General features: G+C 70.3%; 15 protein-coding genes. 11 read left to right on the top strand and 4 right to left on the bottom strand.

All coding sequences use genetic code 11. The annotated features are described in order from the left end of the window. Nucleotides 1–8: 8 nt before the first annotated feature. Entirely contained in the window at nucleotides 9–425 is a 417-nt protein-coding gene (locus FHP06_RS10665; RefSeq protein ID WP_147686542.1) for a MerR family transcriptional regulator, read from the top strand. Here the strand turns inward: FHP06_RS10665 and FHP06_RS10660 are convergent. Then, nucleotides 422–1,000 (bottom strand): TetR/AcrR family transcriptional regulator, encoded by a 579-nt coding sequence (locus FHP06_RS10660; protein WP_187271894.1) that lies wholly within the window; start codon nucleotides 998–1,000, stop codon nucleotides 422–424. The genes FHP06_RS10665 and FHP06_RS10660 overlap by 4 nt on opposite strands. Before the next feature lie 95 nt (nucleotides 1,001–1,095). Between FHP06_RS10660 and FHP06_RS10655 the strand changes: the two genes are divergently transcribed. Genes FHP06_RS10655 through FHP06_RS10645 form a run of 3 tightly spaced genes read left to right on the top strand, consistent with a single transcriptional unit; the run spans nucleotide 1,096 to nucleotide 3,405 of the window. Continuing rightward, nucleotides 1,096–1,509, top strand: a complete 414-nt coding sequence (locus tag FHP06_RS10655) for a hypothetical protein (RefSeq protein WP_147686538.1) — start codon at nucleotides 1,096–1,098, stop codon at nucleotides 1,507–1,509. Continuing rightward, nucleotides 1,506–2,831: an FAD-binding oxidoreductase gene (locus FHP06_RS10650; RefSeq protein WP_230973478.1), complete on the top strand. Its 1,326-nt coding sequence runs from the start codon at nucleotides 1,506–1,508 to the stop codon at nucleotides 2,829–2,831. Before FHP06_RS10655 ends, FHP06_RS10650 begins: the two co-directional genes overlap by 4 nt. Nucleotides 2,832–2,844: 13 nt before the next feature. Further along, nucleotides 2,845–3,405, top strand: coding sequence for a dihydrofolate reductase family protein (locus FHP06_RS10645; protein WP_147686536.1), 561 nt, complete (start codon nucleotides 2,845–2,847; stop codon nucleotides 3,403–3,405). Here the strand turns inward: FHP06_RS10645 and FHP06_RS10640 are convergent. Continuing rightward, the gene (locus tag FHP06_RS10640; RefSeq protein ID WP_147686535.1) at nucleotides 3,374–4,090 is read right to left on the bottom strand and encodes a hypothetical protein; all 717 of its coding nucleotides are present in this window, start codon (nucleotides 4,088–4,090) and stop codon (nucleotides 3,374–3,376) included. The two genes, FHP06_RS10645 and FHP06_RS10640, sit on opposite strands and share 32 nt — an antisense overlap. A gap of 79 nt (nucleotides 4,091–4,169) precedes the next feature. On the opposite strand from FHP06_RS10640, the gene hsaA reads away from it, so the two are divergent. Genes hsaA through FHP06_RS10620 form a run of 4 tightly spaced genes read left to right on the top strand, consistent with a single transcriptional unit; the run spans nucleotide 4,170 to nucleotide 7,745 of the window. Then, entirely contained in the window at nucleotides 4,170–5,336 is a 1,167-nt protein-coding gene (hsaA, locus tag FHP06_RS10635; RefSeq protein ID WP_147686533.1) for a 3-hydroxy-9,10-secoandrosta-1,3,5(10)-triene-9,17-dione monooxygenase oxygenase subunit, read from the top strand. Continuing rightward, complete coding sequence (gene hsaD / locus FHP06_RS10630; protein WP_147686531.1) at nucleotides 5,336–6,223, top strand: 4,5:9,10-diseco-3-hydroxy-5,9,17-trioxoandrosta-1(10),2-diene-4-oate hydrolase; 888 nt, start codon at nucleotides 5,336–5,338, stop codon at nucleotides 6,221–6,223. The genes hsaA and hsaD overlap by 1 nt, the downstream gene beginning before the upstream one ends. Then, on the top strand, nucleotides 6,220–7,116 hold the full coding sequence (gene hsaC / locus FHP06_RS10625) for an iron-dependent extradiol dioxygenase HsaC (RefSeq protein ID WP_147686529.1): 897 nt from the start codon (nucleotides 6,220–6,222) through the stop codon (nucleotides 7,114–7,116). Before hsaD ends, hsaC begins: the two co-directional genes overlap by 4 nt. An 8-nt stretch (nucleotides 7,117–7,124) precedes the next feature. Further along, nucleotides 7,125–7,745, top strand: a complete 621-nt coding sequence (locus FHP06_RS10620) for a flavin reductase family protein (RefSeq protein ID WP_230973477.1) — start codon at nucleotides 7,125–7,127, stop codon at nucleotides 7,743–7,745. Here FHP06_RS10620 and FHP06_RS10615 read toward each other — a convergent pair. Then, nucleotides 7,742–8,188, bottom strand: coding sequence for a carboxymuconolactone decarboxylase family protein (locus FHP06_RS10615; RefSeq protein WP_230973476.1), 447 nt, complete (start codon nucleotides 8,186–8,188; stop codon nucleotides 7,742–7,744). The genes FHP06_RS10620 and FHP06_RS10615 overlap by 4 nt on opposite strands. A gap of 85 nt (nucleotides 8,189–8,273) precedes the next feature. Between FHP06_RS10615 and FHP06_RS10610 the strand changes: the two genes are divergently transcribed. Genes FHP06_RS10610 through FHP06_RS10600 form a run of 3 tightly spaced genes read left to right on the top strand, consistent with a single transcriptional unit; the run spans nucleotide 8,274 to nucleotide 10,322 of the window. Next, complete coding sequence (locus FHP06_RS10610; protein ID WP_147686525.1) at nucleotides 8,274–9,146, top strand: sigma-70 family RNA polymerase sigma factor; 873 nt, start codon at nucleotides 8,274–8,276, stop codon at nucleotides 9,144–9,146. Between the two features lie 4 nt (nucleotides 9,147–9,150). Beyond that, nucleotides 9,151–9,867, top strand: a complete 717-nt coding sequence (locus FHP06_RS10605) for a VOC family protein (protein WP_147686524.1) — start codon at nucleotides 9,151–9,153, stop codon at nucleotides 9,865–9,867. A 17-nt stretch (nucleotides 9,868–9,884) separates the two neighbouring features. After that, nucleotides 9,885–10,322 carry an SRPBCC domain-containing protein gene (locus FHP06_RS10600; protein ID WP_147686523.1) on the top strand — a complete coding sequence of 146 codons (438 nt, stop codon included), beginning with the start codon at nucleotides 9,885–9,887 and terminating at the stop codon, nucleotides 10,320–10,322. Here the strand turns inward: FHP06_RS10600 and FHP06_RS10595 are convergent. After that, the gene (locus tag FHP06_RS10595) at nucleotides 10,319–11,413 is read right to left on the bottom strand and encodes an epoxide hydrolase family protein (RefSeq protein ID WP_147686522.1); all 1,095 of its coding nucleotides are present in this window, start codon (nucleotides 11,411–11,413) and stop codon (nucleotides 10,319–10,321) included. The two genes, FHP06_RS10600 and FHP06_RS10595, sit on opposite strands and share 4 nt — an antisense overlap. Nucleotides 11,414–11,425: the final 12 nt, after the last annotated feature.

The following is an 11,425-nucleotide window of genomic DNA, read 5'->3' as shown; positions in this document are numbered from 1 at the left end:
TCTAGAGCGTGCTCGAAGTCAAGCGCGACGGCGTCAGCATCGCCGAGGCCGCCCGACTGAGCGGCGTCAGCGTCCACACGCTGCGCTACTACGAGCGTGCCGGCCTCGTCGTCACGCCGGTCGACCGCACGCCCGGGGGAAGTCGCCGCTACCGCGAGCTCGACCTGAAGTGGATCACCATCTGCACCAAGCTGCGGGCCACCGGGATGCCTGTCCGGACGATCAAGCGCTACGCGGACCTCGTCGCCGCCGGGCCCGGGAATGAGAGCGAGCGCCTCGCCCTCCTCGAGGCACACCGGGACGACGTGCGCGCCAGGCTGGCCGAGATCCAGGAGAGCCTGGCGATGATCGACCACAAAGTCGACGTCTACCGCGGTGCTGTCGCCGCCGGCGACGCCGACCGGCTCTGGGCCCCGACCTCTTAGGCGCGCTGCGCGACGACGTCGAGGAGCCGGTCCACCAGACGCGCCGACTCCTTGACCGGCAGTGGCTCGCTGAACAGGGCGTGGAAGTACAGCGGCGCCACGACGATCTCGAGCAGCTCGGCGAGCGTGGGCACGGCCTCGCCGCGGGCCTCGGCGCGGTCGAGCATCTCCTGCAGCTGCTGCTCCCGCTCGAGGAACGACGCCGACGGCTGACGCTTCTCGCCGGGCCGGATCTCCATCACGACGGCACGCAGGATCAGCGGCACCATCTGCTCCTGCAGCGGTTTCGCGACGGCGGCGGCGTAGGCGAGCAGGTCGTCGCGGAGCGAGCCGATGTCGGGCAGCGCGGCGTCAGTGGCCGACCACTCGCTCACCACGTCGTTCAGCAGCCCCGACATCGTGCCCCAGCGCCGGTAGATCGTGGCCTGGTGCACGCCCGACGCCTCGGCGACCATCGGGACGCTGAGCTCCTCCCACTGGTGCTTCTGCAGCAGGTCGAGTGCCGCGGCGTGGACGTCAGCGCGGACCCGCGCGGAGCGGCCGCCGGGCCTCTGCATCGGTCGTCCGCTGTCCATGCGAAAACTATAACGCGAAAACTCTTGCATTAACGCTCGACCCGGCGTAGCGTCACTGACGCGAGATACTTCGCATTAGTGAAAAGGACACACACATGAATCGCAGCACTCTGAAGTTCATCGGGCACTACGTCGAGATGGTGCTCGCGATGTTCGCCGGCATGGGAATCCTCGGCGGGATCTGGATGGTCGTCTGGCCGGGCATCCACGACCACGACGTGGTCCACACACTGGTGATGGCGGCCGACATGACGATCGGCATGGCCGGCTGGATGGCGTTCCGCGGGCACCCGCGGCAGATGATCGTGGAGATGTCGGTCGCGATGGTCGCGCCGTTCGTCGTCCTCCTGGCGCCGCTGGCTGCCGACTGGATCTCCGCGGGGACCTTGATGATGGGCGGCCACACGTTGATGCTGGTCACCATGCTCGCCGTGATGCTCTACCGCCGCCAGGACTACTCCGGCGGCCACGACCACCACGTCGCCCCCGTCGCCGAGGCCGTCGCGTGACGGACCTCGGGGGCGAGGTCGTCACCCCGGACTCCCCGGAGTACGACCGCACCCGCCAGGTGTGGAACGCGATGGTGGATCGCCGGCCCGCGCTGATCGTCCGGTGCAGCACGCCGGACGACGTCGCGACCGCGATCCGTCACGCGCGCGAGAACGACCTCGAGGTGTCGGTGCGGTGCGGCGGCCACAGCGTCGTCGGGCACGGCATCGCCGACGGCGGGCTCGTGATCGACCTCCGCCCGATGGACCGGGTCACCGTCGACCCGGAGGCCCGGCGGGCTCGCGTCCAGGGCGGCGCGCTGCTCGGCGCGCTCGACCGGGCGAGCCTCCCGCTCGGCCTCGGCACCACCGCCGGCAACGTCTCGCACACCGGCGTCGGCGGGCTGACGCTCGGCGGCGGCATGGGCTGGCTGGCCCGACAGCACGGGCTGACGTGCGACAACGTCGTCTCCTTCGAGGTGGTCACCGCCGACGGCCGCCAGGTCCGTGCGAGCGCCGACGAGAACCCGGACCTGTTCTGGGGGCTCCGCGGTGGTGGCGGCAACTTCGGCGTCGTCACCGACTTCGAGTTCCGGCTGCACGAGGTCACCGGCCGGACCACCCAAGCGATCTTCACCTTCCCGGTCGACTCCGCCGCCGAGGCGATGCGCGGCTGGCGCGAGCTGGCGGCCACCGCGCCGCGGCAGTGCACGCTCACGGCCTGGGTCGGCGACGTCGGCGACGGTCTGCACGTGGACCTCGGCTTCGTCTGGGTCGGCGACCCCACCGGCATGGTCGAGCTGACCGAGGCACTGCGCGATCTCCGCCCGTCCGGCGAGCAGATCATCGAGCGCTCGTACCTCGAGCTGCAGCAGATGGACGACTACGACCTCGAGGCGCCGCACCACCGCCGGTACTGGAAGGGCCACTTCCTCGCCGAGCTCTCCGACGACGCGATCGAGGCGTTCATCCTGCGCGGCTCGCCCGACGGCACCGGCGAGCTCCCGTACGCCAGCTTCCAGGCCTATGGCGGTGCCATCGCCGACGTGCCCGACGACGCGACGGCGTTCAGCGGCCGCGACACGGTCTTCGAGTTCGTCAGCGCCACGCGCTGGACCGACCCGGCCGAGGACGAGTGGCGCCTGCAGGTCGCCCGCCGGTACGGCGCCGCGATGGAGCCGTTCGCGAACGGCGTCTACGTCAACTCACTCACCGACGAGGGCGTCGCCGGCGTCCGTCGCGCCTACAGCCCGGAGAAGCTCGCCCGCCTCACCGCGCTCAAGGACGCGTGGGACCCGGACAACCTCTTCCACCTCAACCAGAACATCGCGCCCAGCGCGTGACAGGAGAGCCACCATGGCAACTGTTCTCTACATGTCGATGTCGCTCGACGGCTACGTCGCCGGACCGAACGAGACCGACGACAACGGCCTCGGCGACGGCGGCGACGCCCTGCACGACTGGGTGCTGGCCGAGCAGCCCGGGCCGGTGAACCAGCAGGTCATCGACGAGTTCATGGCCACCGGCGCGATCGTCGCCGGCCGCGGCACGTTCGAGCCGGCCGAGGGCTGGGGCGGCGACCACCACGACGGCGTCCCGATGCACATCCTCAGCCGTCGGCCCCGCCCGGACTGGACGGCCAACTGGCCGCTCGTCCACTACGGCAACGACGTCGAGGAGGCGTTCGCGGCGGCGAGGGAGGCGGCCGGTGACCAGGACGTCCTGGTCCACGGCGCGGCAGTCACCCAGCGCGCGATCGCCGCCGGCGTGCTCGACGAGCTGCAGATCCACCTCGTGCCCATCCTGCTCGGCGGAGGCCGTCCGCTCTTCGAGGGCGTCGACCAGCGGCATCTCGAGCTCGTCCGCGTGCTCGAGGGCGAGGGCGTCACGCACCTCCGCTATCGCGTCCGGCGGTAGTCACGACGTCCCCGGTGTCCGCGTCCCGACCCTGGCGCGAGCCGGAGTACGCCCACGAGCGGAAGCGGGCGAGCGCGTCGGGGTAGGCGAGGCGCGGGTGCTGGTTGACCACCGGGTCGAACGCGACTTGCGCCTCGGTCCGCTCCTCCAGGGCGAGCTGTCCGATCGGGCGCCACGATCCGAGGATCGTCCGCTCGGACACCACGAACAGCAGGGGACCGGTCGCGACCGCGCTGCGGATCGAGTCAAGGTCGCCGGCGGTGGCGCGGTCTGGCTCCGCGGCGTCGAGGCGCAGCACGACGTGGTGCTTGTCGGTCTGGTACGGCAGCAGCGTGCTGTACGGCTGGGTGCCCCAGCCCCGCGACGGTGCAAGGACGAACGGCACCCTGCTGCCGACCGTCGCGAACAGCAGGTCCACCAGCCCGACGTCATGGTTCACGCGCACGGCGATGCCGTGGATGTCCGCCCACTCGCCCGGGGTCCCGAGCGCCTTCGACGCCCGGACGGTGACCGGCCACGACCCGGGTGCGCCCAGGGCGGCGGCCGCGGGCGACGCGGCGTCGCTCAGCCGGAGCGTGCCGGTGAACAGCGCTCCGTCCGGGTGGAAGATGCGCGCGGAGCGCAGGTGAGAGGCCGCGCCGAACCCGGCCTTGACGACAGAAGCGGCTCGCTCGGTGAAGGTCATCTCTGCCTCGTACCCGGAGCGGCGGAGCGGCAACCGCTGCGATGGACTTCCCACTAGAACGTGTTCTAGTATTGGCTCCATGAGCCAAGCAGTTCTGGACGGCATCCGAGACCTCCTGCCCACCCTCCGCGAGCGCGCGGACGAGACCGAGCGCCTGCGGCAGGTGCCCGACGCGTCGGTCAAGGAGCTGGAGGACACCGGGTTCTTCCGCATGCTCCAGCCGAAGCGCTTCGACGGGCTCGAGTCCGACCCCATCGACTTCTACACCGCGGTCAGCATGATCGCCGGCGCGTGCGGCTCCACCGGCTGGATCTCGTCGGTCCTCGGCGTGCACCCGTGGCAGGTCGCCCTGTTCCACGACGACGCGCAGCAGGCCGTCTGGGGCGAGGACACCTCGACCCGCCTGAGCTCGTCGTACGCCCCCACCGGCAAGGCCACCATCACCGAGGGCGGCTTCACGCTCGAGGGCCGCTGGAGCTTCTCCTCCGGCTCCGCCCACGCCACCTGGGTCCTGCTCGGCGGCCTCGTGTTCAACGAGGAGGGCCAGGTCGTCGACTTCCGGACCTTCATGGTCCCCCGCGAGAAGTACGAGATCGTCGACGTCTGGAACGTCGTCGGCCTCGCCGGAACCGGCTCCAACGACATCGTCGTCGCCGAGACGTTCGTCCCCGAGGAGTTCACCCTCTCGATGGGCGACACCGGCCGCTGCTTCGGCCCCGGCCAGGAGCAGAACCCGGGCGACCTCTACAAGCTCCCGTTCCACTCGCTGTTCACCACCACGATCAGCACGCCGATCATCGGCATGGCCCGTGGTGCGTACGCCGAGCACGTCGAGATGCAGCAGGCCCGCGTCCGCGCGGCGTACGCCGGTGAGAAGGCGTCCTCCGACCCGTTCGCGGCCGTCCGCATCGCCCGCGCGTCGAGCGAGATCGACGCCGCCTGGGCGCTGACCATGCAGAACATCCGCGAGGAGCAGGCGCTCGTCGCCAAGGGCGAGAAGATCCCGCTGTCGCTGCGCCTCAAGGTCCGCCGAGACCAGGTGCTCGGCACGCAGCGCGCCATCGACGCCATCGACGACCTCTTCGAGGCGTCCGGCGGCCGAGCGCTCGCCAACGGCACGTACCTCCAGCGCGCCTGGCGCGACGCCCACGCCGGTCGCGTGCACGCGGCCAACGACCCGGAGCGTGCGCTGCAGATGTACGGCATGCACGAGTTCGGACACAAGGTCGACCCGGGGATGTACTGATGCCAGGCCTTGACCGCGAATCGACTCGTCGGTCCGCCAAGGCCGGCGAGCTGACGCTCAACTACTACGAGGCCGGCGAGCCGACCGACGTCGGCGGCGGCCTGCCGCTGGTGATGCTGCACGGCGGCGGTCCCGGCGCGTCGGCGTGGTCGAACTTCGGCTCCGCCCTGCCCGGCTTCGCCGAGGACTTCCGCACCTTGCTCGTCGACCAGCCCGGTTTCGGCCAGAGCGACAAGCCCGAAGTGGTCGGTCACTTCTTCCGGTTCGCCGCGAACGCGCTGAAGGACCTGCTCGACGAGCTCGGCATCGACCGCATCCACCTGCTCGGCAACAGCCTCGGTGGCGGCACGGCGATGCGGTTCGCCCTCGAGTACCCCGAGCGCGTGGGCCGGCTCGTGCTGATGGGCCCGGGCGGCGCGTCGGTCAACCTGTTCCACGCCGACCCCACCGAGGGCGTCAAGCGCCTGATGGACTTCGGCGCCGCGCCGTCGGCCGAGGCCATGCGCGCGTTCATCTCCACGATGGTCGTCAACCAGGACCTCGTCACCGACGAGCTGGTCGCCGAGCGTCTCGCCGACGCCACCGCGCCCGGAGCGCAGAAGGCCATGGCGTCGATGGGCATGTCGTTCTGGAACCCCGACACCATGGAGGACGGGCTGCTGTGGCGCGAGGCGCACCGGCTCACCCGCCCGACCCTGCTCACCTGGGGCCGTGAGGACCGCGTGAACCCGCTCGACGGCGCGCTCGTCGCGCTGAAGATGATCCCGCGCGCGTCGCTCCACGTGTTTCCGAACTGCGGTCACTGGGCACAGATCGAGGCAGCGGACGAGTTCCGCGAGGTCTGCACCGCCTTCCTCGCGCGTCACCAGGAGAGGAGCCGCTCATGATCGACATCAAGTCGATGGGCTACGCCCGGGTCGCCAGCACCGACCTGGAGGCGTGGCGGCACTTCGGCGGCAAGGTCCTCGGGCTCGCCGAGGGCCGTGGCCCCACGGAGGGCAACCTCTACTTCCGCATCGACGAGGTCTCCGCGCGGCTCGTCGTGTTCCCGTCCGACGTCGACCGCCTCGAGTGCGTCGGCTGGGAGATGGCCGACCACGACGCCCTGCAGGCCGCGCGTGAGCACCTGAACAAGGCCGGCGTCGACTTCTCCGAGGGCACCGACGAGGAGCTCGCCGAGCGCCGCGTGCAGGAGCTGATCCGGTTCAGCGACCCGTTCGACAACGTCTTCGAGCTGTTCCACGGCATCACGTACGAGTCGCGGCCGGTCGTCACGCCGTACGCCGCACGGTTCGTCACCGGCGACCAGGGCATGGGCCACGTCGTCATCCCGGTCACCGACGACGTCGAGGCGCTCCGCTTCTACCGCGACGTGCTCGGCTTCCGGCTCCGCGACTCGATGTCCATGCCCGGCGAGTTCGTGGGCAAGGAGCCCGGCTCGAAGGTCTGGCTGCGGTTCCTCGGCGTCAACCCGCGGCACCACTCGCTCGCGTTCCTGCCGATGCCCAACCCGAGCCGCTGCGTCCACATCATGCTCGAGGTCGAGAAGCTCGACGACGTCGGCCGCGCGCTCGAGCGCGTGCGCAAGCACAAGGCGCCGCTGTCGGCCACGCTCGGCCGGCACATGAACGACGAGATGGTGTCGTTCTACGTGAAGTCGCCCGGCGGCTTCGACGTCGAGTTCGGCTGCGAGGGCCTGACCGTCGACGACCGGCGCTGGGTCGCCCGGGAGTCCACGGCCGTCTCGTACTGGGGCCACGCGTTCGGGCAGTCCGGATAGTGGTCGAGATGGGGGAGAGGACAGTCCCGGAGGGCATGAGCCCGGACGCCGCGGCCACCTGGCCGCCGCGTGAGCTGATCGACTCCTACCTCGGCGGCCACCGTGAGGTGTTCGCCTGGCGTCCCGGCGAGGTCGCCGAGATCGACGGCGAGGCCGCGCGCGCCGCCGCGATGAAGTTCCGCGACGTCCTCGGCCGCTACGCCAGCGGCGTCACCGTGGTCACCACGATGCAGGGCGACACCCCGGTCGGCATGACCTGCCAGTCGTTCACCAGCGTCTCGCTCGACCCGCCGCTCGTCGCGTTCCTGCCGATGAAGACGTCTCGCGCCTTCGCCGCCATCCGGCTCTCACGCCGGTTCTGCGTGAACTTCCTCGCCGCCGAGCAGTCCGAGCTCTCCAACCGGTTCGCGTCGCTGGCCGAGGACAAGTTCGCCGACGTCTCCTGGAACCGGACCGGCAACGGGATGCCGCGTCTCGACGGTGTCGTCGGCTGGGTCGACTGCTCCGTGCACGCCGTCCACGAGGCCGGCGACCACTACCTGGTGATCGGCAGGGTCGACGACCTCGGGGAGGGCGACGCGTCCGACCCGCTGCTGTTCCACCGCGGGACCTACCGGACGGCCACCTAGGCCCAGTCGGCGCCGGCCATCTGGTGGGTGGCTGCGTTCAGCCGGTTCCACACGTTGATCGACGTGATCGCGATCAGCAGGCCGGACAGCCCCTCGTCGTCGAAGTGGCGGGCGGCCTCGTCCCAGATCGCGTCGGGCACCGCGTCCCCCTTGTCGGCGATGCGGGTCACGACCTCGGTGAGCTCCAGCGCGGCGCGCTCGGCGTCGGTGAAGTACGGCGTCTCGCGCCACGCGGCGATCGAGAACAGCCGCTCGTCGCTGGTGCCCTCCTTCTTCAGGGCGGTGGAGTGCATGCCGACGCACACGCTGCAGCCGTTGATCTGGCTGGCGCGGAGGTGCACCATCTCGATCAGCTCGTTCGAGATGCCGAGGCCGTGGGCGGCCTTGCTGTACGCCTGCAGGGCCTCCATCGCCGCGGGGACGACGAAGACGGGGTGGGTCATGCGTGCTTCCATGAGGGTGTCTCCTGTCATGTCTGACTCTTCTCGTTCGTCATAGAGGTGACGGATGACGATGGAGGAACCTGACATGCAGACACAGGACGACCTGGCAGCCGAGTTCGAGGAGCACCGCCGGCACCTGCACGGCGTGGCCTATCGCGTGCTCGGATCGGTGACCGAGGCCGACGACGCGGTGCAGGAGGCGTGGCTCCGTCTCGCCCGCACCGACGTCAGCGACGTGGAGAACCTGCGCGGCTGGCTCACCACGGTGGTCAGCCGCATCTCGCTCGACCTGCTCCGCTCGCGGAAGTCCAAGGTCGAGGTGTCGCTCGACGTCCACGTGCCCGACCCGGTCGTGACGGCCTACGTCGCCGACCCGCAGGCCGCGGCCGAGCAGGCCGACGAGGTGACGCTCGCGCTGCTCGTCGTGCTCGACGCGCTCAAGCCGCGCGAGCGCACGGCGTTCGTCCTCCACGACATGTTCGGCGTCCCGTTCGAGCAGATCGGTGACATCGTCGGCGCCTCCGCGTCCACGGCGATGCAGATGGCGAGCCGTGCGCGGCGCCGCGTCCGTGAGGCGCCGCCGGCCGCCGCCGACCACGCCGAGCAGCGCCGCGTCCTTGACGCGTTCACCGACGCCGCCCAGCGTGGCGACTTCGAGGCCCTGCTCGAGGTGCTCGACCCCGACGTGGTCCTCCGGGCCGACGCCGGCGCCGCCCACCCGTTCTCCGGTGTGATCGTCGGCGCCGAGCGGGTCGCCTCCCAGGCACGGGCGTTCCAGGCGGTCGACGTGGAGCGGGTGCTCGTCCTCGTCAACGGCGCCGTCGGCCTGGTCACGGTGCGCGACGGAAAGCCGTTCTCGGTCTTCAGCCCGGTGGTCCGCGACGGCCGGATCGTCGAGATCAACGTCCTCGCCGACCCCGAGCGCCTGGCGACGCTCGACCTCAGCGCCGTAGGTTAGGCGGATGGGAGCAGAGATCTTCGGGCTGGCCTTCGACGCGCTCGACCCCGAGGCGCAGGCGCGCTTCTGGGCCGGGGTGCTGGAACGGGACATCGCCGAGGACAAACCGACGTGGCTCCTGCCGTCGAACGAGCACGAGTTCCCGATCTACTTCGAGAAGGCCGACATCCCGAAGCCCGGGCCGAACAAGATGCACTTCGACCTGATGACGTCGTCGTGGGACGACCAGAAGGAGACGGTCGAGCGGGCGCTCACGCTCGGCGGCGCGCACCTCGACGTCGGCCAGCTGCCCGAGGAGCTGCACGTCGTGCTCCAGGACCCGGAGGGCAACGAGTTCTGCGTCATCGAGCCCATCAACAACTTCCTCAAGGACACCGCTCGCATCGGGGCGTTCTCCTGCGACGGCTCGCAGGCCGTCGGCTACTTCTGGTCCGAGGCCCTCGGCTGGCCGCTGGTCTGGGACCAGGACGAGGAGACGGCGATCCAGTCGCCCCACGGTGGCAGCAAGATCTCCTGGGGCGGTCCGCCGTTCGACCCGAAGCTCGGCAAGGTGCGGCTGCACTTCGACGTCATCGGCGACGACCAGCAGGCCGAGGTCGACCGGCTGATCGGGCTGGGCGCGAAGCACGTGGACATCGGCCAGGGTGACGACGTGCCCTGGGTCGTGCTCGCCGACCCCGACGGCAACGAGTTCTGCGTATTGCCCCCGTCGTTCCGGTGACGCTGCCATGGTGAGCCATGGCCGAGTTCAGGACCACGTTCCCCGTGGCCGCGGACGCCGCGACCGTCTGGCGCGTCCTGGTGGATCTTCCGCGCTGGTCGGAGTGGAACACCGCGATCCCGACCATCTCCGGTGAGGCGGCGGTCGGCAGCACCCTGTCGATGAAGCTCGCGATGCCCAGGCGGCCGTCGGCGACCGTGAAGGCGACGCTCACCGACCTCGAGCCGAAGGTGCTCTTCCGCTGGCACGGCAACGTCGCGGGCGACTGGTTCTTCGCCGGCACCCGCGAGGTGGCGCTGGACGAACAGCCGGACGGCTCGACGCGGGTGACCCACGTCGAGACCGTGACCGGGCTGTTCTACCCCGTCTTCCGCCTGATGATGGGCGGTGCGATCCAGGAGCATCACGAGAACTTCAACGCCTCGCTCCGTGATCGCGCGGAGAGCGTCGACTAGACCGTCCCGAAGAACTCCCGCAGGTCGGCGACGATCGCCTCGGGGTTCTCGAGGGCGGCGAAGTGGCCGCCGCGGTCGTGCTCGGACCAGTGCTGGATGTTCGCGTTGTCGCGCTCGGCCAGCGACCGGATGGTCTGGAAGTCGTCCTTGAAGACGGCGACCCCGATGCGGCCGGTGCTGACGACTGGGTTGCGGTCGGCGTGCGCCTCCTCGTAGTGGTACCGCACCGACCCGGCCGACGTGTTGGTCAGCCAGTAGAGCGTCACCTGCTCGAGCACCTGCTCCGGCGTCACCAGCGACGTCCCGTTGCCGAAGCTCTCGAACAGCTCGGAGTAGGCGAGCTGGCCGACCGGGCTGTCGGACAGGCCGGCAGCGACGGTCTGCGGCCGTGAGCCGTTCATGGCGTTGTAGCCGCCGACGGACTGGAACCACTGCATGTGCTCCAGCGCCGCGTACTCCTTGGGGCCGAAGCCCTCGAACTCGCTCGGGTCGCCGGACGGGAAGGAGAACAGCTGGAGGACGTGCGCCCCGAGGAAGCCCTCCGGGTCGAGGATGGCCAGCTCGCGGCCGACCATCGCGCCGCCGTCGGAGCCGTGCACGCCGTAGGAGTCGTAGCCGAGCCGGCGCATCAAGGTGTCGTAGGCGCGGGCCGTGCGCTCCATCGTCCAGCCGGTGTCGGCGACCGGGGTGGAGAAGCCGAAGCCCGGCATCGACGGGACGACGACGTGGAAGTCCTTCGCCAGTTCGTCGACCATCGGGAGGAACTCGAGGAACGACCCCGGGTAGGTGTGGGCGAGCAGGACGGCGGGAGCGTCGGCCTTCTCGGACGGGACGTGGACGAAGTGGATGGTCTGCCCGTCGACCTCGGTGAGGTAGTTGGGGTGGGCGTTGATCCGGGCCTCGACCGCGCGCCAGTCGAACGACTTCCAGCGCTCGACCATGTCCTGCAGGTACGAGGTCGGGGTGCCGTACTGCCACGAGTCGCCGGGGACGGGCTGGGCGAAGCGGGTGTTCGCGAGCCGCTGCTGCAGGTCGTCGATCTCGCTCTGGGGGATCTCGACGGTGAAGGGACGGATGTCGGTGGTGGTCATGGTGCTCTCCTT

It is taken from the genome of Aeromicrobium terrae, assembly GCF_008039565.1.
GTDB lineage: Bacteria > Actinomycetota > Actinomycetes > Propionibacteriales > Nocardioidaceae > Aeromicrobium > Aeromicrobium terrae.
This window is presented reverse-complemented; position numbering and strand designations above follow the sequence as displayed.